29 protein-coding genes are annotated in these 22138 nt (G+C 70.0%); 3 read left to right on the top strand and 26 right to left on the bottom strand.

The features are described 5' to 3' along the window. Positions 1 to 43: 43 nt before the first annotated feature. The 25 genes from rplO to rpsL form a co-directional block, all read right to left on the bottom strand. Complete coding sequence (gene rplO / locus ACI79Y_RS03240) at positions 44 to 487, bottom strand: 50S ribosomal protein L15 (RefSeq protein WP_457084203.1); 444 nt, start codon at positions 485 to 487, stop codon at positions 44 to 46. A 13-nt stretch (positions 488 to 500) separates the two neighbouring features. Next, the gene (rpmD, locus tag ACI79Y_RS03235) at positions 501 to 683 is read right to left on the bottom strand and encodes an uL30 family ribosomal protein (RefSeq protein ID WP_457063857.1); all 183 of its coding nucleotides are present in this window, start codon (positions 681 to 683) and stop codon (positions 501 to 503) included. Position 684: 1 nt separating this feature from the next. Further along, the gene (rpsE, locus tag ACI79Y_RS03230; protein WP_153359847.1) at positions 685 to 1299 is read right to left on the bottom strand and encodes a 30S ribosomal protein S5; all 615 of its coding nucleotides are present in this window, start codon (positions 1297 to 1299) and stop codon (positions 685 to 687) included. 34 nt (positions 1300 to 1333) lie between these two features. Beyond that, positions 1334 to 1747 (bottom strand): 50S ribosomal protein L18, encoded by a 414-nt coding sequence (gene rplR, locus ACI79Y_RS03225; RefSeq protein ID WP_457157091.1) that lies wholly within the window; start codon positions 1745 to 1747, stop codon positions 1334 to 1336. Further along, entirely contained in the window at positions 1747 to 2286 is a 540-nt protein-coding gene (rplF, locus tag ACI79Y_RS03220) for a 50S ribosomal protein L6 (RefSeq protein WP_457157090.1), read from the bottom strand. Before rplF ends, rplR begins: the two co-directional genes overlap by 1 nt. A 15-nt stretch (positions 2287 to 2301) precedes the next feature. Further along, positions 2302 to 2706 (bottom strand): 30S ribosomal protein S8, encoded by a 405-nt coding sequence (gene rpsH / locus ACI79Y_RS03215; protein ID WP_457139049.1) that lies wholly within the window; start codon positions 2704 to 2706, stop codon positions 2302 to 2304. A 167-nt stretch (positions 2707 to 2873) separates the two neighbouring features. Then, positions 2874 to 3059 carry a type Z 30S ribosomal protein S14 gene (locus ACI79Y_RS03210; RefSeq protein WP_113838243.1) on the bottom strand — a complete coding sequence of 62 codons (186 nt, stop codon included), beginning with the start codon at positions 3057 to 3059 and terminating at the stop codon, positions 2874 to 2876. Positions 3060 to 3078: 19 nt separating this feature from the next. Next, positions 3079 to 3663, bottom strand: coding sequence for a 50S ribosomal protein L5 (gene rplE / locus ACI79Y_RS03205; protein ID WP_457084197.1), 585 nt, complete (start codon positions 3661 to 3663; stop codon positions 3079 to 3081). A 5-nt stretch (positions 3664 to 3668) separates the two neighbouring features. Next, positions 3669 to 4016, bottom strand: coding sequence for a 50S ribosomal protein L24 (gene rplX / locus ACI79Y_RS03200; RefSeq protein ID WP_457076397.1), 348 nt, complete (start codon positions 4014 to 4016; stop codon positions 3669 to 3671). Positions 4017 to 4018: 2 nt separating this feature from the next. Further along, complete coding sequence (gene rplN / locus ACI79Y_RS03195; RefSeq protein WP_457076398.1) at positions 4019 to 4387, bottom strand: 50S ribosomal protein L14; 369 nt, start codon at positions 4385 to 4387, stop codon at positions 4019 to 4021. 190 nt (positions 4388 to 4577) lie between these two features. After that, a complete protein-coding gene (rpsQ, locus tag ACI79Y_RS03190; RefSeq protein ID WP_457157089.1) occupies positions 4578 to 4889 on the bottom strand; it encodes a 30S ribosomal protein S17 in 312 nt (103 codons plus the stop codon). Continuing rightward, a complete protein-coding gene (gene rpmC / locus ACI79Y_RS03185; RefSeq protein ID WP_014742850.1) occupies positions 4886 to 5119 on the bottom strand; it encodes a 50S ribosomal protein L29 in 234 nt (77 codons plus the stop codon). Before rpmC ends, rpsQ begins: the two co-directional genes overlap by 4 nt. After that, positions 5119 to 5535 carry a 50S ribosomal protein L16 gene (rplP, locus tag ACI79Y_RS03180; protein WP_222194238.1) on the bottom strand — a complete coding sequence of 139 codons (417 nt, stop codon included), beginning with the start codon at positions 5533 to 5535 and terminating at the stop codon, positions 5119 to 5121. The genes rpmC and rplP overlap by 1 nt, the downstream gene beginning before the upstream one ends. A gap of 2 nt (positions 5536 to 5537) precedes the next feature. Beyond that, complete coding sequence (gene rpsC / locus ACI79Y_RS03175; protein WP_457157088.1) at positions 5538 to 6449, bottom strand: 30S ribosomal protein S3; 912 nt, start codon at positions 6447 to 6449, stop codon at positions 5538 to 5540. Next, a complete protein-coding gene (gene rplV, locus ACI79Y_RS03170; protein ID WP_457076401.1) occupies positions 6449 to 6916 on the bottom strand; it encodes a 50S ribosomal protein L22 in 468 nt (155 codons plus the stop codon). Before rplV ends, rpsC begins: the two co-directional genes overlap by 1 nt. Positions 6917 to 6947: 31 nt before the next feature. Next, on the bottom strand, positions 6948 to 7229 hold the full coding sequence (gene rpsS / locus ACI79Y_RS03165) for a 30S ribosomal protein S19 (protein WP_153359827.1): 282 nt from the start codon (positions 7227 to 7229) through the stop codon (positions 6948 to 6950). Between the two features lie 23 nt (positions 7230 to 7252). Continuing rightward, complete coding sequence (rplB, locus tag ACI79Y_RS03160) at positions 7253 to 8086, bottom strand: 50S ribosomal protein L2 (protein WP_457076402.1); 834 nt, start codon at positions 8084 to 8086, stop codon at positions 7253 to 7255. Positions 8087 to 8149: 63 nt separating this feature from the next. Next, positions 8150 to 8452: a 50S ribosomal protein L23 gene (gene rplW / locus ACI79Y_RS03155; protein WP_457084187.1), complete on the bottom strand. Its 303-nt coding sequence runs from the start codon at positions 8450 to 8452 to the stop codon at positions 8150 to 8152. After that, complete coding sequence (gene rplD, locus ACI79Y_RS03150; RefSeq protein WP_457157087.1) at positions 8449 to 9426, bottom strand: 50S ribosomal protein L4; 978 nt, start codon at positions 9424 to 9426, stop codon at positions 8449 to 8451. The genes rplW and rplD overlap by 4 nt, the downstream gene beginning before the upstream one ends. Further along, positions 9423 to 10088 (bottom strand): 50S ribosomal protein L3, encoded by a 666-nt coding sequence (rplC, locus tag ACI79Y_RS03145; protein WP_457084183.1) that lies wholly within the window; start codon positions 10086 to 10088, stop codon positions 9423 to 9425. Before rplC ends, rplD begins: the two co-directional genes overlap by 4 nt. 15 nt (positions 10089 to 10103) lie before the next feature. Further along, positions 10104 to 10409: a 30S ribosomal protein S10 gene (gene rpsJ, locus ACI79Y_RS03140; RefSeq protein WP_014742859.1), complete on the bottom strand. Its 306-nt coding sequence runs from the start codon at positions 10407 to 10409 to the stop codon at positions 10104 to 10106. Positions 10410 to 10530: 121 nt separating this feature from the next. Then, the gene (gene tuf, locus ACI79Y_RS03135; protein ID WP_457084180.1) at positions 10531 to 11724 is read right to left on the bottom strand and encodes an elongation factor Tu; all 1194 of its coding nucleotides are present in this window, start codon (positions 11722 to 11724) and stop codon (positions 10531 to 10533) included. A gap of 100 nt (positions 11725 to 11824) precedes the next feature. Then, a complete protein-coding gene (fusA, locus tag ACI79Y_RS03130; protein WP_457157086.1) occupies positions 11825 to 13924 on the bottom strand; it encodes an elongation factor G in 2100 nt (699 codons plus the stop codon). An 87-nt stretch (positions 13925 to 14011) separates the two neighbouring features. Beyond that, a complete protein-coding gene (gene rpsG / locus ACI79Y_RS03125; RefSeq protein ID WP_457157085.1) occupies positions 14012 to 14482 on the bottom strand; it encodes a 30S ribosomal protein S7 in 471 nt (156 codons plus the stop codon). Between the two features lies 1 nt (position 14483). Then, positions 14484 to 14858 carry a 30S ribosomal protein S12 gene (gene rpsL / locus ACI79Y_RS03120; protein WP_153359811.1) on the bottom strand — a complete coding sequence of 125 codons (375 nt, stop codon included), beginning with the start codon at positions 14856 to 14858 and terminating at the stop codon, positions 14484 to 14486. 713 nt (positions 14859 to 15571) lie between these two features. Between rpsL and ACI79Y_RS03115 the strand changes: the two genes are divergently transcribed. The 3 genes from ACI79Y_RS03115 (at position 15572) to ACI79Y_RS03105 (ending at position 17953) form a co-directional block, all read left to right on the top strand. Next, on the top strand, positions 15572 to 16549 hold the full coding sequence (locus ACI79Y_RS03115; protein WP_457157084.1) for a hypothetical protein: 978 nt from the start codon (positions 15572 to 15574) through the stop codon (positions 16547 to 16549). Between the two features lie 65 nt (positions 16550 to 16614). After that, positions 16615 to 16830: a hypothetical protein gene (locus ACI79Y_RS03110; RefSeq protein ID WP_457157083.1), complete on the top strand. Its 216-nt coding sequence runs from the start codon at positions 16615 to 16617 to the stop codon at positions 16828 to 16830. A 79-nt stretch (positions 16831 to 16909) separates the two neighbouring features. Next, the gene (locus tag ACI79Y_RS03105; protein ID WP_457157082.1) at positions 16910 to 17953 is read left to right on the top strand and encodes an LLM class F420-dependent oxidoreductase; all 1044 of its coding nucleotides are present in this window, start codon (positions 16910 to 16912) and stop codon (positions 17951 to 17953) included. Positions 17954 to 18153: 200 nt separating this feature from the next. Here the strand turns inward: ACI79Y_RS03105 and ACI79Y_RS03100 are convergent, their stop codons facing one another. After that, entirely contained in the window at positions 18154 to 22053 is a 3900-nt protein-coding gene (locus ACI79Y_RS03100) for a DNA-directed RNA polymerase subunit beta' (RefSeq protein WP_457157081.1), read from the bottom strand. Between the last annotated feature and the right edge of the window lie 85 nt (positions 22054 to 22138).

Genomic DNA, 22138 nt, shown 5'->3' with positions numbered 1-22138 from the left:
CCGCCGCGAGCTCGCTCGTGGCGGGGGGCAGGAGGGTCCTTGCTCAGATCTGGGTGGTGCTGCCCCCGGCCGCGCCGATCTTCTCCGCGGCCGAAGCCGAGAAGGCGTGCGCGTGCACGTGGACCTGGACGCCACCGAGCTCGCCGGTGCCCAGCACCTTGACCGGCTGGCCGCGCCGCACCGCGCCGGCGTCCGCCAGCGAGTCCGGGTTGACCGAGCCGCCCTCGGGGAAGAGCGAGGCGATCCGGTCCAGGTTCACGACCTGGAAGACGACCTTGTTGTTGTTCTTGAAGCCCGAGAGCTTCGGCAGCCGCATGTGCAGCGGGGTCTGGCCGCCCTCGAAGCGGGCAGACACCTGCACGCGCGCGCCGGAGCCCTTGGTGCCGCGACCGGCGGTCTTGCCCTTGGAGCCCTCACCGCGACCCACGCGGGTCTTCTTGGTGTGAGCGCCGGGCGCCGGCCGCAGGTGGTGGACCTTGAGAGTCATGGTGTTCCCCTGCTCAGACGATCTCTTCGACGGTGACCAGGTGCGGCACCGTCGCGACCATCCCGCGGATCTCGGGACGGTCCTCCTGGACGACCGAGTCGTTGATCCGCTTGAGCCCCAGCGAACGCAGCGTCTGACGCTGGTTCGGCTTGGTGCCGATGGCCGACTTGATCTGGGTGACCTTCAGCTGAGCCATCTCAGACCCCCTGACCGGCCCGCGCCCGCAGCATGGCGGCCGGGGCGACGTCCTCCAGGGGCAGACCGCGGCGGGCCGCGATCTCCTCGGGACGGACGAGGTCCTTCAGCGCCTGCATGGTGGCGTGGACGATGTTGATCGGGTTGGAGGACCCGAGGCTCTTGGAGAGCACGTCGTGGATGCCGGCGCACTCGAGCACGGCGCGCACCGGACCACCGGCGATGACACCGGTACCCGGGCTGGCCGGCTTGAGCAGCACGACACCGGCGGCCGCCTCACCCTGCACCGGGTGCGGGATGGTGCTGGCGATGCGCGGCACACGGTAGAAGTGCTTCTTGGCCTCCTCGACACCCTTGGCGATGGCCGCGGGCACCTCCTTGGCCTTGCCGTAGCCGACACCCACGGTGCCGTCGCCGTCGCCGACGATCACCAGCGCGGTGAAGCTGAAGCGCCGACCGCCCTTGACGACCTTGGACACGCGGTTGATCGCGACCACGCGCTCGATGAACTGGCTCTTCTCGGCGGGCGCGCCCCCGGGCCCCCGCCCGCCGTCACGGCGGTCGCGGCGGTCGTTACCGCCGCCGGCGCCGCCGCCGCGTCGCTGTGGTCCTGGCATCAGACGTCCCTCTCGATCTCAGTTGCCGTGCTCATCAGAAGTCCAGCCCGCCATCGCGGGCGCCGTCCGCCAGCGCCGCGATGCGGCCGGCGTACCGGTTGCCACCGCGGTCGAAGACGACCGCGGTGATCCCGGCCGCCTTGGCCCGCTCGGCCACCAGCGCACCGACCTGCTTGGCGAGGGCGGACTTGTCGCCCTCGGCGCCCTTGAGGCTGGCGTCCAGCGTCGACGCACTGACCAGGGTACGGCCGACGGTGTCGTCGACCACCTGGACGTGCATGTGCCGACTGCTGCGGTTGACCACCATGCGCGGGCGCTCCGGCGTGCCGGAGACCCGCTTGCGCAGCCGGTTGTGGCGGCGCAGCCGCGAGACGCGGCGGGCGGTGCTGATGTCGGTGCCCACGGGCTTGTGCACCCGGGCACCCTTGTCGCTCTGTGCCTGTGCCATCACTTGCCCGTCTTCCCGACCTTGCGCTTGACGACCTCACCCTGGTAGCGCACGCCCTTGCCCTTGTACGGGTCGGGCTTGCGGAGCTTCCGGATGTTGGCCGCGACCTGGCCCACCTGCTGCTTGTCGATGCCGCTCACCCGGAGGCGGGTGGGGGCCTCGACGGTGAAGGTGATGCCCTCGGGCGCCTTCACCGGGACCGGGTGACTGAAGCCCAGGGCGAACTCGAGGTCCGCACCACGGGCCTGCACGCGGTAACCCACGCCGACGATCTCCAGGGTCTTGTCGTAGCCCTGGGTGACGCCGGTGATCATGTTGGCGATGAGGGTGCGCGAGAGGCCGTGCAGCGACCGGCTCTCACGCTCGTCGTTGGGACGCTGCACCAGCAACGTGCCGTCCTCACCGCGCTCGACGGTGATGGGAGCTGCGACCGTGTGGCTCAGCTTCCCCTTCGGGCCCGAGACGTTGACGGTCTGCCCGTCGAGGGCGACCTCCACACCAGAGGGCACCGGAACCGGGAGTCGTCCGATCCGTGACATGTCTGCTCGCTCCTCTTACCAGACGTAGGCGAGGACTTCCCCACCCACGCCCTTCTTGTTCGCCTGCTTGTCGGTGAGCAGCCCGGTGGAGGTCGAGATGATCGCGACCCCCAGGCCGCCGAGCACCTTGGGCAGCGACGTCGACTTCGCGTAGACCCGCAGGCCGGGCTTCGACACTCGCCGGACGCCAGCGATGCTCCGCTCGCGGTTCGGGCCGTACTTAAGGGTGACCACGAGCTCCTTGCGGATGTGGCCGTCCTTCTCGACGTCGTTGACGGTCCAGCCGCCGATGTAGCCCTCCTGCTGGAGGATCTCGGCGACGTGCGTCTTCAGCTTCGACGACGGCATGGCGGCGGTGTCGTGGTACGCCTGGTTGGCGTTCCGCAGCCGCGTGAGCATGTCCGCGATCGGGTCGGTCATCGTCATGTCGGGTGGTGCCTCTCTCGCCGCGGTTCCTCTGGGGCTGGGTCCGTGCGACTTGGCCCCGGGCCTCTCGGCGATCGGTGGTGCTCGAGTGGTGACTTACTGGAACGGGCCGGCTGCTCCCCGCGATACGCGCAGCGTGCCGCGGGGAGCAGCCGGGTCCTTCACCAGCTGGACTTGCTCACGCCCGGCAGCTCGCCGGCGTGCGCCATCTCCCGCAGGCAGATGCGGCAGAGGCCGAACTTGCGGAAGACCGCGTGCGGGCGACCGCACCGCTGGCAGCGGGTGTAGCCACGGACCGCGAACTTCGGCTTGCGGGCCGCCTTGTTGATCAGAGCCTTCTTGGCCATATCGCTTCTCCTCGCCCGCTCAGCGGGTCGCGTTCACGACGGTCTGGCCGGCGAAGGGGAAGCCGAGCAGCGTGAGCAGCTCGCGGCCCTCCTCGTCGGTGGTCGCGGTGGTCACCAGGGTGATGTCCATGCCGCGGGGACGGTCGATCTTGTCGACGTCGATCTCGCGGAACATCGACTGCTCGGTCAGGCCGAACGTGTAGTTGCCGTGACCGTCGAACTGCTTGGGGTTGAGCCCACGGAAGTCACGGATGCGGGGCAGGGCCAGCGACAGCAGCCGGTCCAGGAACTCCCACATGCGGTCGCCGCGGAGGGTGACCTTCGCGCCGATCGGCATGCCCTCGCGGAGCTTGAACTGGGCGATCGACTTGCGGGCCCGGACGACCGCCGGCTTCTGGCCGGTGATGGCGGTGAGGTCACGGACCGCGCCGTCCATCAGCTTGGCGTCACGGGTGGCCTCGCCGACGCCCATGTTGACCACGATCTTCACCAGACCGGGGATCTGCATGACGTTGGCGTAGCCGAACTCGTTCTGCAGCGCCGGCGCGATGTCCGCGCGGTAGCGGGCGAGCAGGCGGGGCAGCTCACGGGTGGGTGCGCTCATGGGGATCAGAGGTCCTTACCGGTGCGCCGCGAGACCCGGATGCTGCGGCCTTCCTCGTCCTTGCGGTAACCGACCCGGGTCGGCTTGTCCTCGCTGTCGATGACCATCACGTTGCTGACGTGGATGGCCGCCTCCTGCGTGACGATCCCGCCCGACTGCGCGCCACGCTGGGTGGAGCTGATCCGGGTGTGCTTCTTCACCCGACCGATGCCCTCGACGAGCACCTTCTGGGTCTTGGGGAAGGCGGCGATGACGCGACCCTTGGCGCCCCTGTCCTTCCCGGACAGGACGACGACCTGGTCGCCCTTCTTGACCTTCATCGACGGGGTCTTCCCGCTGACGTGCTGAGCCATGATCACAACACCTCCGGAGCGAGCGAGATGATCCGCATGAAGCGCTTGTCCCGGAGCTCACGGCCGACGGGGCCGAAGATGCGGGTACCGCGCGGGTCGCCGCTGTCGCGGATGATCACCGCGGCGTTCTCGTCGAAGCGGATGTACGAGCCGTCGGGACGGCGCCGCTCCTTCACGGTGCGGACGACGACGGCCTTGACCACGTCGCCCTTCTTCACGCCGGCACCCGGGAGGGCGTCCTTCACGGTGGCGACGATGATGTCGCCGATGCCCGCGTAGCGTCGCCCGGACCCACCGAGCACACGGATGCACAAGATCTCCTTGGCACCGGTGTTGTCGGCGACTCGCAGCCGCGACTCCTGCTGGATCACTTCCTGCTCCTCGAACTAGTGGTGACAGCCGGGCCGGATCGGTGAACCGGCTGTCCGGTTCCCACGTGCGGACAGCCGGTGGCATGTGCCACCGGCCGTCCGTAACGGGGTACCGGGATGCGGCGCACCCGTCAGGGGCGCCAGTCGTCCAGAGTACCTGTTGTTCACCCGGCCGTTGCAGCCGGATGCGTCACTTGGCCTTCTCGACGACGGTCACCAGGCGCCAGCGCTTGGTGGCCGAGGTGGGGCGCGTCTCCATGATCTGCACCCGGTCGCCGATGCCGGCGGTGTTCTGCTCGTCGTGCGCCTTCAGCTTGCTGGTCCGGCGGAGCACCTTGCCGTACAGCCCGTGCTTCACCCGGTCCTCGACCTCGACGACGATGGTCTTGTCCATCTTGTCGCTGACGACGAGGCCCTCGCGGACCTTGCGGTACCCGCGTCCCGCCAGGCCGGGGCCCGTCGAGCTCTGGGACTCGGTGCTCGTGGTACTGGCCTCGCTCATGCCACACCCTCGTTCGGGGCGACCGAGAGGCCCAGCTCGCGCTCGCGCATGATCGTGTAGATCCGGGCGATGTCGCGGCGGACGGTCTGCAGTCGCCGGTTGTTGTCCAGCTGGCCGGTGGCCACCTGGAACCGCAGGTTGAAAAGCTCTTCGCGCGACTCACGCAGCCGGGTGGCCAGCTCGTCGGCGGACAGCTCGCGCAGCTCGGGCGCAGTCAGTCCGGCGGCCATCACACCTCTCCTTCACGGGTGATGAAGCGGCACTTCATGGGGAGCTTGTGGATGGCACGGCGCATGGCCTCGCGGGCCACGGGCTCGGCGACACCCGAGAGCTCGAACATGATGCGACCGGGCTTCACGTTGGCCACCCACCACTCCGGCGAGCCCTTGCCGGAACCCATGCGGGTCTCGGCCGGCTTCTTGGTGAGGGGGCGGTCAGGGTAGATCGAGATCCAGACCTTGCCACCACGCTTGATGTGGCGGGTCATGGCGATACGAGCCGACTCGATCTGCCGGTTGGTGACGTACGCCGGCTCGAGAGCCTGGATGGCGTACTCACCGAAGTTGATCGCCGTGCCGCCCTTGGCCCGCCCGGAACGGTCCGGGTGGTGCTGCTTGCGGTGCTTGACCCGACGCGGGATCAGCATGATCAGGCCCCCTGCTCCGGATTCGTGGTGTTCTCGGTACCGGCCGCCTCGGCGGCCGCGGTGCCTTCCGCGCCGGCGGCCTGTGCGACGGTCTGCTCGGCCGGGATGTCACCCGAGCTGACGGCGAGGGCGTCCTGGGCCGGGCCCGTGCCCTCCGCAGCGGCGCGACCGGCCTCGGTGCCACCGGCAGTCGTGCCGCTGGAGCCGGAACGACGCGGACGCTGCGGGCGCTCGCGACGCTGCTGCCGCTGCGCGAGGGCCTCGAGGGCCTCGCGCTCGGCGCGGGAGCCGCTGGCGTCGCCCTTGTAGATCCAGACCTTCACGCCGATGCGGCCGAAGGTCGTACGGGCCTCGTAGATGCCGTAGTCGATGTTCGCGCGGAGCGTGTGCAGCGGCACCCGACCCTCGCGGTAGAACTCCGACCGGCTCATCTCGGTGCCGCCCAGACGACCGGAGCACTGCACCCGGATGCCCTTGACCTGCGGGCTCCGCTGCGCGGACTGCATCGCCTTGCGCATGGCACGGCGGAAGCTGACCCGGCTGGAGAGCTGCTCGGCGACGCCCTGGGCGACCAGCTGCGCGTCGGACTCGGGGTTCTTTACCTCAAGGATGTTCAGCTGCACCTGCTTGCCCGTGAGCTTCTCCAGCTCGCCACGGATCCGGTCGGCCTCGGCGCCGCGGCGGCCGATGACGATGCCGGGACGGGCGGTGTGGATGTCGACCCGGACGCGGTCACGGGTGCGCTCGATCTCCACCTTCGAGATCCCGGCGCGCTCCATGCCCTTGCCCATGAGCTTGCGGATGGCCACGTCTTCCTTGACGTAGTCCTTGTACAGCTTGTCGGCGTACCACCGGGACTTGTAGTCGGTGGTGATGCCGAGCCGGAACCCGTGCGGGTTGACCTTCTGACCCACTAGCGGGTCCCTCCCCTCGTGTTGTTCTTCGACTGCTGGGTGGCCGGGCCGGCCTGGCCGGTGTCCCGACGTGCTTTGCGCGACCGCTGCGCGAGGTCCGCGCTGCTGGTCACCTCGCTCACCTCGACGGTGATGTGACTGGTGCGCTTGTTGATCCGGAAGGCGCGGCCCTGGGCGCGCGGACGGATCCGCTTCAGGGTCGGGCCCTCGTCGACGAACGCGGCGCTGACCACGAGCGCGGCCGGGTCCAGCCGCAGGTTGTGCTCGGCGTTGGCGACCGCGCTGGCGACGACCTTGGCCACCGGCTCGCTGGCGCTCTGCGGGGCGAACCGCAGGAGCGCGAGCGCCTCGTCGGTCGGCAGGTAGCGGATCAGGTCCACCACCCGACGGGCCTTCATGGGGGTGACGCGGACGAACCGGGCCGTGGCCCGGGCGACCGGCGTCTCCTGTCCCAACTGGGAAGTCATCTGATGCGTCTCTTCTCTACCTGGTCCGCGCTCAGCCGCGCCGCGACCGGCGGTCGTCCTTGACGTGCCCACGGAAGGTGCGCGTGGGCGCGAACTCGCCGAGCTTGTGCCCGACCATCGCCTCGGTGACGAACACCGGGACGTGCTTGCGGCCGTCGTGCACGGCGATCGTGTGCCCGAGCATGTCGGGGATGATCGTCGAGCGCCGCGACCAGGTGCGGATGACGTTCTTGGTGCCCTTGTCGTTCTGTGCGTCCACCTTGGCGAGCAGGTGGTCGTCGACGAACGGGCCCTTCTTCAGGCTGCGTGGCATGTCTGTCGGACTCCTCTACCCGCTCAGCGCTTCTTGTTGGTGCGCCGGCGGCGCACGATCAGGGCATCACTGGCCTTCCGCTTGCGCGTCCGGCCCTCCGGCTTGCCCTTCGGGTTGACCGGGTGCCGGCCACCGGAGGTCTTGCCCTCACCACCACCGTGCGGGTGGTCCACCGGGTTCATGGCGACACCGCGGACGGTCGGGCGCTTGCCCTTCCACCGCATGCGGCCGGCCTTGCCCCAGTTGATGTTCGACTGCTCGGCGTTGCCCACCTCACCGACGGTGGCGCGGCAGCGCACGTCGACGTTGCGGATCTCACCGGACGGCATGCGCAGCTGGGCGAAGCGGCCCTCACGGGCGACCAGCTGCACGCTCGTGCCGGCCGATCGGGCGATCTTCGCGCCGCCACCGGGCCGCAGCTCGATCGCGTGCACGACGGTGCCGACCGGGATGTTGCGCAGCGGCAGGTTGTTGCCGGGCTTGATGTCGGCGGCCGGCCCGCACTCCACCGTGTCGCCCTGCTTCAGCCGGGCCGGAGCGATGATGTAGCGCTTCTCCCCGTCGGCGAAGTGCAGCAGCGCGATGCGCGACGTGCGGTTGGGGTCGTACTCGATGTGCGCGACCTTGGCCGGCACGCCGTCCTTGTCGGCGCGACGGAAGTCGATCAGCCGGTAGGCGCGCTTGTGCCCACCGCCCTGGTGCCGGGCGGTGACGCGGCCGTGGACGTTGCGCCCGCCGCGACCGTGCAGCGGCCGGACCAGCGACTTCTCGGGGTGGTCGCGGGTGACCTCGGCGAAGTCGGCGACGGACGAGCCGCGGCGGCCCGGCGTCGTCGGCTTGTACTTACGGATGGCCATGGTTCCTCAGAGTCCTCTGGTCCAGTCTGTGGGGCGGGTGGCCGGGTGGATGAGGCTGTCGCCTCAGGCGCCCGGGCCCCCGAAGAGCTCGATGCGGTCGCCGGGGGCAACGGCGACGATGGCGCGCTTGGTGTCCTTGCGCTTCCCCATCACAGCGCCGCGCGAGCGCTTCCTCTTCCCCTGACGGTTGATCGTGTTGACGGACAGGACCTTCACGTTGAAGACCTGCTGCACAGCGATCTTGATCTGGGTCTTGTTGGCGTCGGGCCGGACGATGAACGTGTACTTGTTCTCGTCCAGGAGCCCGTAGCTCTTCTCGGAGATGACCGGGGACAGCAGGACGTCCCGGGGGTCGCGGACGCTCATGCCTTCTCCTCGGTGCTCGCGTCGGTGGTGCCGTCCTCGGTGGGCGCCGTGGCGTCCGCACCGGCGTTGGCCGCCTCGGCCTGCTCGGCCGGGGCCGCGGCGGCCTCGGCAGCGCTGGCCGGCGCGGCGTCGGCAGCGCTGGCGGCCTTCGTCGTCGCCTTCTTCGCCGGGGCCTTCTTGGCCGCCGCCTTCTTGGCCGGCGCTGCCTCTGCCGGGGTCTCCCCCAGGTCGAGGTCCGTCGTGCCGGTGCCCTCGATCGAGGGGATGGCACCCGGGACGTCCGGCGTGGTCAGGTCAGGCAGCTCGACGGAGCTGCCGCCCCGGGCCGGGCCGGCGATGAACTCGGCCAGCGCGGCCTCGGTGAAGACCACCTCGTCGGAGACGAGCACGTCGTAGGTGTTCAGCTGGCCGGCCTCGATCAGGTGCACCCGCGGCACGTTGCGCAGGCTGATCCAGTTGAGGACGTCGTCACGGTCGAGCACCACGAGGACCCGCTTCGCCGCGGTGACCGAGTCCAGCACCTTGAGCGCGGCCTTGGTCGACGGGGCGTCGCCCTCGACGAAGGCGGAGACCACGTGCACGTGGTCCTCGCGGGCCCGGTCGGAGAGGGCACCGCGCAGCGCGGCGGCCTTCATCTTCTTGGGCGTCTTCTGCTCGTAGTTGCGCGGCTGCGGCCCGTGCGCGATGCCACCGCCGGAGAACTGCGGCGACCGCAGCGACCCCTGGCGGGCACGGCCGGTGCCCTTCTGGCGGTACGGCTTGGCACCGGTACCGCTGACCTGCGCGCGGGTCTTGGTGGCGTGCGTGCCCTGCCGGGCCGCGGCGAGCTGTGCCACGACGACCTGGTGCAGCAGCGACACGTTGGCCGGCGCGTCGAACAGCGCGCCGGGCAGCGTCACGCTGCCGGCGGTGCTGCCCGCCGGGGTGCGGACGTCGACCTGGCGGTCGACCCGCTCGCTGGTGGATGAGGTCACTTCGCGTCACTCCCCACGGGGCCGCCCTTGACCGCGGAGCGGACCAGCAGCAGCCCACCGCGCGGGCCCGGGACGGCACCCTTGATCAGCACCAGGCCCTTCTCGGTGTCCACGGCGTGGACCTTCAGCGAGAGGGTGGTGGTGGTGACCGCGCCCATGCGCCCGGCCATCTTCAGTCCCTTGAAAACCCGGCCGGGGGTCGAGGCCCCACCGATCGAGCCGGGGGCGCGGTGCTTGCGGTGGGTGCCGTGACCGGCGCCCAGGCCCTTGAAGCCGTGACGCTTCATGACACCGGCCGTGCCCTTGCCCTTGCTGGTGCCGATGACGTCGACCTTGGCGACGCCGGAGAGGACCTCAGCGGTCAGCTCCTGGCCCACGGTGTAGTCGCCGGCGTCCTCGGTACGCAGCTCCACCACGTGCCGCCGGGGCGTGACGCCCGCCTTGGCGAAGTGCCCACCCTCGGGCTTGTTCACCTTGCGGGGGTCGATCGCGCCGAACCCGAGCTGCACGGCGGAGTAGCCGTCCTTCTCCGGGGTGCGGACCTGCGTGACCACGCACGGGCCCGCCTTGACGACGGTCACCGGCACGATGCGGTTGTTCTCGTCGAAGACCTGGGTCATCCCCAGCTTCTCGCCGAGGAGACCACGGAATGTGCTCGCCATGTCTGGAAACAGCCCTTACTGGATGTTGACGTCGACCGAGGCCGGCAGGTCGATGCGCATGAGCGCGTCGACCGTCTTCGGCGTCGGATCGAGGATGTCGATGAGCCGCTTGTGCGTACGCATCTCGAAGTGCTCGCGCGAGTCCTTGTACTTGTGCGGCGAACGGATGACGCAGTACACGTTCTTCTCCGTCGGCAGCGGCACCGGGCCGACGACGCGCGCTCCGGTCTTCGTCACCGTGTCCACGATGCGCCGCGCCGAGGCATCGATGGCCTCGTGGTCGTAGGCCTTCAGCCGGATGCGGATCTTCTGTCCCGCCATCGCCTGTCTTCGCTCCTGCCGATCGGTTGTGAAGGTTCAAGAGGGTCTGCTGACCCGCAAGTGGGTCCGCTGACCCGTGCGACGGGCGGCGGCCGAGGACCGGCCGCCGCCCGTCTGGGTGTTACTTGATGATCTTCGTGACCCGGCCGGCACCGACGGTGCGGCCACCCTCACGGATGGCGAACCGAAGGCCCTCCTCCATCGCGATGGGCTGGATCAGCTCGACGGTCATCTCGGTGTTGTCACCGGGCATGACCATCTCGGTGCCCGAGGGCAGCGTGACGACGCCGGTCACGTCCGTGGTCCGGAAGTAGAACTGGGGCCGGTAGTTGTTGAAGAACGGCGTGTGACGGCCGCCCTCGTCCTTCGAGAGGATGTAGACCGAGCCCTCGAAGTTCGTGTGCGGGGTGATGGAACCCGGCTTCACGATGACCTGGCCGCGCTCGACGTCCTCGCGCTTGATGCCGCGCAGCAGCAGACCGACGTTGTCACCGGCCTGGCCCTGGTCGAGCAGCTTGCGGAACATCTCGACGCCGGTGACCGTGGTCTTGGTCGAACCGGGGCGGATGCCCACGATCTCGATCTCCTCGGAGACCTTGACGATGCCGCGCTCCACGCGACCGGTCACGACGGTGCCGCGGCCGGTGATGGTGAAGACGTCCTCGACGGGCATGAGGAACGGCTTGTCGATGTCGCGCTCCGGCTCCGGGATCGCCGTGTCGACGGCGTTCATCAGCTCCATGAGCTTGTCGCCCCACTCGGCGTCGCCCTCGAGGGCCTTCAGCGCCGAGACGCGGACCACCGGGACGTCGTCGCCCGGGAACTCGTACTCGGACAGCAGCTCGCGGACCTCGAGCTCGACGAGCTCGAGGATCTCCTCGTCGTCGACCATGTCGGCCTTGTTGAGCGCCACGACGATGTAGGGGACGCCGACCTGGCGGGCCAGGAGGACGTGCTCCTTGGTCTGCGGCATCGGGCCGTCGGTCGCCGCGACCACCAGGATCGCGCCGTCCATCTGCGCCGCACCGGTGATCATGTTCTTGATGTAGTCGGCGTGCCCGGGGCAGTCGACGTGCGCGTAGTGCCGGCTCTCGGTCTGGTACTCGACGTGCGCGATCGAGATCGTGATGCCGCGGGCCTTCTCCTCGGGCGCCTTGTCGATCATGTCGAAGGCGGACGCCTCGTTGAGGTCCGGGTACTTGTCGTGCAGCACCTTGGTGATCGCCGCGGTCAGCGTCGTCTTGCCGTGGTCGATGTGCCCGATGGTGCCGATGTTGACGTGCGGCTTGTTCCGCTCGAACTTGGCCTTGGCCACTGGGTTCCTCTCTCCGTGTCTTCGCAGTCGTGCGCGTGCGTGGGTTGGGCAGTGCTCGGAGCCGGTGGGCAGGGGCGGGGCGCCGCTGCCCACCGGCCGGTTACTCGCCGGTCGCCTTGGCGATGATCTCCTTGGCGACGTTGGCCGGGACCTCGGCGTACGAGTCGAACACCATGGTGTAACTCGCCCGTCCCTGGGTGCGGCTGCGCAGGTCGCCCACGTAGCCGAACATCTCCGACAGCGGGACCAGGGCCCGGACGACGCGGGCGCCGGAGCGCTCCTCCATCGCCTGGATGGTGCCGCGGCGGGAGTTCAGGTCACCGATGACGTCACCCATGTAGTCCTCCGGGGTGACGACCTCGACGGCCATCATCGGCTCGAGCAGGGCCGGACTGGCCTTGCGTGCGGCCTCCTTGAAGACCATCGAGCCGGCGATCTTGAAGGCCATCTCCGACGAGTCGACCTCGTGGTACTGCCCGTCGATCAGCGTCGCCTTCACGCCGACCATCGGGTACCCGGCCAGGATGCCGTACTGCATGGCGTCCTGCATGCCGGCGTCGACCGAGGGGATGTACTCGCGCGGGACGCGCCCACCGGTGACGGCGTTCACGAACTCGTAGGTCGGACCGTCGGCCGCGACCTCAAGGGGCTCGATCGTCACCTGCACCTTGGCGAACTGGCCGGACCCACCGGTCTGCTTCTTGTGGGTGTAGTCGACCTTCTCGATCTTCTTGCGGATGGTCTCGCGGTAGGCCACCTGCGGCTTGCCGACGTTGGCCTCGACGCGGAACTCGCGCCGCATGCGGTCGACCAGGATCTCCAGGTGCAGCTCACCCATGCCCGAGATGACCGTCTGACCGGTCTCCTCGTCCAGGCGGACCTGGAAGGTCGGGTCCTCCTCGGCCAGCTTCTGGATCGCGGTGCCCAGCTTCTCCTGGTCGCCCTTGGTCTTCGGCTCGATGGCCACCGAGATGACCGGGGCCGGGAAGGTCATCGACTCGAGGATCACCGGGTGCTGCGGGTCGCAGAGGGTGTCGCCCGTGGTCGTCTGCTTCATGCCGTTGACGGCCACGATCTCGCCGGCGCCCACGCCCTGGCGCTCTTCGCGCTTGTTGGCGTGCATCTGGTAGATCTTGCCGACCCGCTCCTTGCGGTCCTTGGTGCTGTTCAGCACCGGGGAGCCCGCGTCGAGCTTGCCGGAGTAGACCCGGATGTAGGTGAGCTTGCCCAGGTGCTGGTCGGTCTGGATCTTGAATGCCAGCGCGGAGAAGGGCTCGTTCTCGTCGGCGTGCCGCAGGACCTCGGTCTCGCCGTCGAGCGCGGTGCCGCGGATGGACTCGACGTCCAGCGGGCTCGGCAGGTAGTCGACGACGGCGTCGAGCAGGGGCTGCACGCCCTTGTTCTTGAAGGCGGTACCGGTGAGCACCGGGTTGACCTGACCGGCGATGGTCGCCTTGCGGATGGCGGCCTTGAGGCGCTCGGGGGCGATCTCCTCGCCGCCGAGGTAGTCCTCCATCAGCGCGTCGTCGAAGTCCGCGATGTTCTCGAGGAGCTTCTCGCGGTACTCGGCGGCCTGGTCGGCGAGCTCGGCGGGGATCTCCTCGATGGAGTAGTCCTCACCCATCTTGGTCTCACCGCGCCAGGTGAGTGCGCGCATGTAGACCAGGTCGACGACGCCGATGAAGTCGGCCTCGGCCCCGATGGGCAACTGCAGCACCAGCGGGTTGGCCGCGAGGCGCTCGACCATCATGTCGACGCAGCGGAAGAAGTCCGCACCCGTGCGGTCGAGCTTGTTGACGAAGCACATGCGCGGGACGCCGTACTTCTCCGCCTGGCGCCACACCTGCTCGGTCTGCGGCTCCACGCCGGCGACGCCGTCGTAGACCGCCACCGCACCGTCGAGCACCCGCAGCGACCGCTCCACCTCGACGGTGAAGTCGACGTGCCCGGGGGTGTCGATGATGTTGATGTCGTGGTCGTTCCAGGAGCACTTCGTCGCGGCGGACGTGATGGTGATGCCGCGCTCCTGCTCCTGCTCCATCCAGTCCATCGTGGCCGCGCCGTCGTGGACCTCACCGATCTTGTAGTTGATGCCGGTGTAGAAGAGGATCCGCTCGGTCGTCGTCGTCTTGCCGGCGTCGATGTGCGCCATGATCCCGATGTTGCGGGTCTTGGCGAGTTGGGCCTCGTTGCTGGCCATTCCCTTACTCCTCTTCCTTCTGGTCCGTGCACGGCGTCCGGGGGTCGCCCGGGTTCACCGCGGGCAGCGGCTGCTGGTGGACCGATGTCACCAGCGGTAGTGCGCGAAGGCCTTGTTCGACTCGGCCATCTTGTGGGTGTCCTCGCGGCGCTTGACCGCGGCGCCCAGACCGTTGCTGGCGTCCAGCAGCTCGTTCATCAGGCGCTCGGTCATCGTCTTCTCCCGACGGGCCCGGCTGTACTGGATCAGCCAGCGGAGACCGAGGGTGGTGCTGCGGGAGGCGCGCACCTCGATCGGCACCTGGTACGTCGCGCCACCGACGCGGCGGCTGCGGACCTCGAGGGCCGGCTTGACGTTGTCCAGCGCACGCTTGAGCGTGACCACCGGGTCGGTGTCGTTCTTGGCGCGGCAGCCCTCGAGGGCGCCGTAGACGATCGCCTCGGCGACCGAGCGCTTGCCGTCGACGAGCACCTTGTTCACCAGCTGGGTGACCAGCGGCGACTGGTACACCGGGTCGACGACGAGCGGACGGCGGGGAGCGGGACCCTTGCGGGGCATGTCAGCTCTTCTCCTTCTTCGCGCCGTACCGGCTGCGAGCCTGCTTGCGGTTGCGGACACCCTGAGTGTCCAGCGAACCACGGATGATCTTGTAGCGGACGCCGGGCAGGTCCTTCACCCGGCCGCCGCGCACGAGCACCATCGAGTGCTCCTGCAGGTTGTGGCCGACGCCCGGGATGTAGGCGGTCACCTCGATGCCACTGGTGAGGCGGACGCGAGCGACCTTGCGCAGCGCCGAGTTCGGCTTCTTCGGCGTCGTCGTGTAGACGCGCGTGCACACGCCGCGGCGCTGAGGGGAGCCCTTCAACGCCGGGGTCTTGGTCTTCTCGACCTTGTCCTCGCGGCCCTTGCGGACCAGCTGCTGGATCGTGGGCATGGGTGGCCTGGATCTCCTGCCTGCGCTGGGTGGTGCTCTGAGTTCTGCTGACGGTGGTGCGGTGATCTCGTGTGCCCGGTCGTCCGGCCCGATTCCGGCCGCGTCGCACCGCCCGGCCCCCGCGTTCGGGCGTGTCGCCCTTCGCGAGAACCGGCCAGCTGGTCGGGCCGGACTCGTCGCCCCTCGCGACTCGGCACCGGGCAGTCCACCTGCTGGTGGTCCGGCCCCTCGACACCTCACCGGCGGGGCCGGGGGGCGCTCGAGTGCACCGCGAACGGGAGCAGGCCCAGGTGAACCTGGGCACGGCTGACCACGATACCCGGGCATGTGGACCCGGTCAAAGCCGGGTCCACATGCCTGTGCGGGCACCGGACCAGCCGGCCGTCCGGGGGAGCTCCGGAGCCGCGTCGGGCATGCCTGGCCGACGGCGACCCGGGTCACTCCCCGGACGGACAGCGGGTTCCGGGTGCCCGGTCACCGTGACACCACCGGGCGCTGACGAACAGGCTGCCCGGGGGTCCGGCGGTGACCGGCCGGGACCGTACCGGCCGTCAATGTAGCCCTGTCCCGGGGTGGCTGTCCCCTCCCCCGGACCTGTGTCGTCCGGCCGGTCTCGCCCGAACGCGCGCAGGCGGTGTCCGGCGCGCTTCTGTCGGACGCCGCCCTTACGTTCGGTCTCGACCCGGTGACGTCCTGCCCCCTGGAAGGTGCCCGTGCTGCCCGACTCCGCCCGCGAACTGAAGCACCGGCTCTCCCGCCGCCTCTCCGAAGGGCCACCCGGGGTCGCCGTCCGGGCCAGCGGGGCGGCGGCCACGTGGAGCGGCGTGGCCCTGGGGCTGGCGCCGGTGGGCCCGGACCAGGTCCACCTGGCGGTCCGGGTCATCGGCCAGGCCGACGCCGCGGTGGTGCTGGCCGGGCTGGGCGGGGCGGCCCTCGCCGAGGTCGACGTCCGGGCTGTCGGCGCCGTCCGGGCACTGCGCTCCCCTACCTCGGAGGAGCTGCAGCAGCGGGTCCGGCCGCTGCGCCCGGGGCTGTCGGTGGGGCACGGACGGGTGACCGCCGGGACGCTGGGCGGGTTCGTCCACCGTCCCGGGGCCGACCGGCTGCTCGTGCTGTCGAACAACCACGTGCTGGCCGCCAGCGACGCCGGGGGCGTCGGTGATCCGGTGCTGCAGCCCGGCCCTGCCGACGGCGGCACCGGCGACGACCGGATCGGCGCGCTCGCCGGCGCCGTCCGGTTCGAGGACCGGCCCGGCAACCGGGTCGATGCCGCTGTGGCGCTGCTCGACCCGGAGGTGCCGGCCGACCCCTCGGCGTACCCCGGCGGTCCCCTGCTGGCCACCGTGGCCGCCCCGGACGCGGTGGACCCCGACGAGCTGGTGGAGAAGGTCGGCCGGACCACCGGGCACACCCGGGGCCGGGTGACCGCGGTGGAGGTCGACGGCGTCGGCGTCCAGTACGACCGCGGCGTCTTCACCTTCGACGACCAGATCGAGATCGAGGGGCTCACCGGGGCGTTCAGCGCCGGCGGGGACAGCGGCTCGGTGATCTGGCGCAGCGCCGACCGCGGCCCGCTCGGGCTGCTGTTCGCCGGCTCGGAGTTCGGCGGGAGCGCCGGCGGCGGCGTGACCTTCGCCAACCCGCTGGCCACCGTGCTGAGCCGGCTCGGTGTGGAGTGGGCGGCGGGCTGACCCCAACGGAGGGCGGACCGGCCGCGCACCTGTCGCCGCGGGGCCGGAGGGGGCACCATGGGTTCGTGTCCGACCGCACCACCGCCAGCGCCGCCAAGCGCGTCCTGGCGTCCAGACTCGCCGCCGACCCCGGCATCGCCGCCGTCGGACTGGCCCGCCGGGACGCCGGCTACGTGGTCCGGGTCGACCTGACCGAGGCCGACGCCGGCGCACGGGTGCCCCACGACGTCGACGGCGTCCAGGTGGTCACGCACGTCGTCGGGGCCGTCCGCCCGCTCTGACGAAGGACCCCCTGCTCCCACCACGCGCACGCTCGCGCCGGGCCCCGGCAGGGCGCCGCACGAGCGATAGCGTGCGCCCATGCGCATCGGGATCCAGGCGAGCTACGCCGGTGACTTCAGGCAGACGGCCGCGGAGGTGCGCGACCTCGAGTCGGCCGGCCTCGACGTGGCCATGGTCGCCGAGGTCTACACCTTCGACGCGGTCAGCCAGCTGGGCTACCTGGCAGCGGTGACCGAACGGGTCGAGCTGATGAGCGGCATCCTGCCGATCTACAGCCGCACGCCGGCGCTCATCGCGATGACCGCCGCCGGACTGGACTTCGTCTCCGGCGGCCGCTTCACGCTCGGGCTGGGCGCCTCCGGCCCACAGGTGATCGAGGGCTGGCACGGCCTCCCCTACGACGCCCCGCTGCAGCGCACCCGGGAGATCATCGAGATCTGCCGCCAGGTCTGGCGCCGCGAGCGGCTGGTCCACGAGGGGCCGAAGTACACGGTGCCGCTGCCGGCCGAGCAGGGCACTGGCCTCGGCAGACCGCTGAAGCTCATCAACACACCGGTGCGGGACCGGGTGCCGGTGCTCCTCGCCGCCCTGGGGCCGAAGAACGTGCAGCTGGCCGCCGAGATCGCGGAGAAGTGGGAGCCCATCTTCTTCCACCCCGAACGCGCCGCGGACGTCTGGGGTGGCCCCCTCGCCGCCGGCCGGGCCGAGCGGGACCCCTCGCTGGGCGACCTGGACGTGGTCGTCGGCGTCCCGGTGGCCATCGGTGAGGACGTCGACCACCTGCTGGACGCCGTCCGACCGGGCATCGCCCTCTACGTCGGGGGCATGGGCGCCAAGGGCAGGAACTTCTACAACGACCTGGCCCGGCGCTACGGCTACGAGGCCGAGGCGGAGACCATCCAGGACCTCTACCTCGCCGGCCGCAAGGACGAGGCCGCCGCCGCCGTCCCCGAGGACCTGGTCCGCGCGACCTCGTTGATCGGCCCCGAGTCCTACGTCGCCGAGCGGATCGCAGCCTTCGCCGCGGCCGGTGTCACGACCCTGAACCTGCAGCCCCTCGACGACAGCCCCGGGGGGCGCCTCCGGACGGTCGAGCGGATGCGAGCACTCGCCGATCGGTGATCCGGCACCGGCGCCGGCGCCGTCCTGGCTCAGCGCACGTGCTCCTGGCTCACCACCCGTGGTGAGCCAGGAGCAACGACGATCAGCTCTCCTGACCCCCGGAGAGGACCCGGGGCGATCGGGGTTTGCGTCACGTGACGGCGAGATGCAGCAGGGCCCCGGGAGCCTGCGCTCCCGGGGCCCTGCCGTCACTCAGCGCATCAGCGCCAGTCGTACTCCTCCAGGCGGACGGCCTCGCCGGTGCCCGAGCCGAAGACGTCGGGGCTGTAGTACTGCCCGTCGTCGTAGCCGGCCATCGTGTACACGGCGGCGCGGGCCTCCTCGGTGGGCTCGACCGTGATGTTCCGGTAGCGGCTGATGCCGGTACCGGCCGGGATCAGCTTCCCGATGATCACGTTCTCCTTGAGCCCGAGCAGGCTGTCGCTCTTGCCCTGGATCGCGGCGTCGGTGAGCACCTTCGTCGTCTCCTGGAAGGAGGCCGCGGACAGCCACGACTCCGTCGCCAGGGACGCCTTGGTGATCCCCATCAGCACCGGACGGGCCGAGGCCGGCTCGCCGCCCTCGGCGACGACCCGACGGTTCTCGGTCTCGAACAGCGTCCGCTCGACCAGCGCACCGGGCAGGAACTCCGTCGCACCCGAGTCGATGATGGTCACCCGCTTCAGCATCTGGCGGATGATCACCTCGATGTGCTTGTCGTGGATCGACACACCCTGGCTGCGGTAGACCTCCTGGACCTCGCGGACCAGGTGCAGCTGCACCTCGCGCGGGCCCATGATCCGCAGCACCTCGTGCGGGTCGACTGCACCCTCGGTGAGCTGCTCGCCGACCTCGACGTGGCCGCCGTCCTCGACCCGCAGCCGCGACCGGCGCGACAGCTTGTCGTAGACGACCTCGTCGGAGCCGTCGTCCGGGGTGATGGTCAGCTTGCGGAACTGGTCGCCGTCCTCGATCCGGACGGTGCCGGCCAGCTCGGCGATCGGGGCCTTGCCCTTGGGGACGCGGGCCTCGAAGAGCTCGACCACACGCGGCAGACCGTGCGTGATGTCGGCACCGGCCACACCACCGGTGTGGAAGGTGCGCATCGTCAGCTGGGTGCCGGGCTCACCGATCGACTGGGCGGCGATGATGCCGACCGCCTCGCCGACGTCCACCAGCTTGCCCGACGCCAGCGACCGGCCGTAGCAGGTGGCGCAGGTGCCCAGCAGCGACTCGCAGGTCAGGACGCAACGGACCTTGACCTCCGAGACGCCGGCGTCGACCAGCGTCTGGATCAGCACGTCACCCAGGTCGGAGTTGGCCTGCGCGATGACCGTGCCGTCGGAGGCCACCACGTCGGCGGCCAGGGCGCGGGCGTACACGCTGGTCTCCACGTGCGGGTCACGCGTGACGACGCCGTCGTGGACGGTGCCGATCGGCATGAGGACGCCGCGCTCGGTGCCGCAGTCCTCCTCGCGGATGATGACGTCCTGCGAGACGTCGACCAGCCGGCGGGTGAGGTAGCCGGAGTCGGCGGTCCGCAGCGCGGTGTCCGCCAGGCCCTTGCGGGCACCGTGCGTGGAGATGAAGTACTCCAGCACGGACAGACCCTCCCGGAAGTTGGCCTTGATCGGCCGCGGGATGATCTCGCCCTTCGGGTTGGCCACCAGACCGCGCATGCCGGCGATCTGGCTGATCTGCATCATGTTGCCTCGGGCGCCCGAGTTGACCATGACCCAGACCGGGTTGGTGGTGGGGAAGTTGTCCACCATCGCCTGGCTGACCTCGGCCCGCGCGCGGGTCCAGATCTCGATGAGCTCGGAACGCCGCTCGCCGTCGGTGATGACGCCGCGCTCGTACTGGCGCTCGATCTTGCGCGCCTCGTCCTCGTGCCGGTCCAGGATCTCCTGCTTCACCGGCGGGGTGACGACGTCGTCGATCGCGATCGTCACGCCCGAGCGGGTCGCCCAGCGGAAGCCGGCCGACTTGAGGGCGTCCAGCGTCGCCGCCACCTGGACCTTCGGGTAGCGCTCGGCGAGGTCGTTGACGATCGCGCCCAGCGCCTTCTTCGGCACCTGGTAGTTGACGAAGCGGTAGTCCTCGGGCAGGGCCTCGTTGAACAGCACCCGGCCCAGGCTGGTGGAGACGACGGCCGGCTGGCCGGGCTCCCAGCCCTCGGGGGCCTCCCACGGCTCGTTCGGGCCGTTGTCGACGCCGAACACCTCGTCGAGGCGGATGAGCACCCGCTCCTGCAGACCCAGCGCACCCATGTCGAAGGCCATGACGGCCTCGGACGTGGTCGAGTACGACTTCGGCAGCTCCCCCTCCGCCGTCTCCGTCGAGCCGGACAGGCTCGTCAGGTGGTAGAGGCCCAGCACCATGTCCTGGGTCGGCGCGGTGATCGGACGACCGTCGGCCGGGCTCAGGATGTTGTTGCTGGACAGCATCAGGATGCGGGCCTCGGCCTGGGCCTCGGCCGACAGCGGCAGGTGCACGGCCATCTGGTCGCCGTCGAAGTCCGCGTTGAACGCGGTGCAGACCAGCGGGTGGATCTGGATGGCCTTGCCCTCGACCAGCTGGGGCTCGAAGGCCTGGATGCCCAGACGGTGCAGGGTGGGTGCCCGGTTCAGCAGCACCGGGTGCTCGGTGATGACCTCCTCGAGCACGTCCCACACGACCGGCCGCGCGCGCTCCACCATCCGCTTGGCGGACTTGATGTTCTGCGCGTGGTTGAGGTCGACGAGCCGCTTCATCACGAAGGGCTTGAAGAGCTCCAGCGCCATCTGCTTGGGCAGACCGCACTGGTGCAGCTTCAGCTGCGGGCCGACGACGATGACCGAACGGCCGGAGTAGTCGACGCGCTTGCCCAGCAGGTTCTGGCGGAACCGGCCCTGCTTGCCCTTGAGCAGGTCGCTCAGGGACTTCAGCGGGCGGTTGCCCGGGCCGGTGACCGGACGGCCGCGACGGCCGTTGTCGAACAGCGCGTCCACGGACTCCTGGAGCATCCGCTTCTCGTTGTTGACGATGATCTCCGGCGCGCCCAGGTCCAGCAGCCGCTTGAGCCGGTTGTTCCGGTTGATCACCCGGCGGTACAGGTCGTTCATGTCACTGGTGGCGAAGCGGCCACCGTCGAGCTGCACCATCGGGCGCAGGTCCGGCGGGATGACCGGGACGCAGTCCAGCACCATGCCCATGGGCGAGTTCTGGGTCTGCTGGAACGCCGCGACGACCTTCAGTCGCTTCAGCGCGCGCAGCTTGCGCTGGCCCTTGCCGCTGCGGATGGTCTCGCGCAGGGACACGGCCTCGGCGTCGAGGTCGAAACCCGCGAGGAGCTTCTGCAGGGCCGCGGCGCCCATGCCGCCCTCGAAGTACTCACCGAAGCGGTCGCGCAGCTCGCGGTAGAGGCCCTCGTCGGCGATGAGCTGCTTGACCTCGAGCTTGCGGAAGGTGTCCATCACCTCGTCGAGGCGGTCGATCTCCCGCTGGGCGCGGTCGCGCAGCTGGCGCATCTCGCGCTCGCCACCCTCGCGCACCTTGCGGCGCACGTCGGACTTGGCACCCTCGGCCTCGAGCTCGGCGAGGTCGGCCTCCAGCTTCTGCTGGCGGGCCTCCACGTCGGCGTCGCGGCGGGTCTCCAGGTTGTGCTTCTCCGCGCTGATCTCGGCCTCGATGGTCGGGAGGTCGCGGTGCCGCGTCTCCTCGTCGACCGAGGTGATCATGTAGGCGGCGAAGTAGATGATCTTCTCGAGGTCCTTGGGCGCCAGGTCGAGCAGGTAGCCCAGGCGGGAGGGGACGCCCTTGAAGAACCAGATGTGGGTGACCGGCGCGGCCAGTTCGATGTGGCCCATCCGCTCACGGCGCACCTTGGCGCGAGTGACCTCGACGCCGCAGCGCTCGCAGATGATGCCCTTGAAGCGGACGCGCTTGTACTTGCCGCAGTAGCACTCCCAGTCCCGGGTGGGACCGAAGATCTTCTCGCAGAAGAGACCGTCCTTCTCCGGGCGGAGGGTGCGGTAGTTGATGGTCTCGGGCTTCTTCACCTCGCCGTGCGACCACTGACGGATGTCGTCGCCGCTGGCCAGGCCGATGCGCAGTTCGTCGAAGAAGTTGACGTCGAGCACTGAGTGACCCCTTTCAGGGGCTAGATACTGCACTTTCTGGTGTTGTCGAAGGAGGGCGCCGGCCGGCCCCGGTGCCGGGGCCGGC

The sequence above is a fragment of the Modestobacter sp. SYSU DS0875 genome (assembly GCF_054050915.1).
Note: the sequence above shows the minus strand (reverse complement) of the source record. Positions and strands in the feature narration are given on the sequence as shown.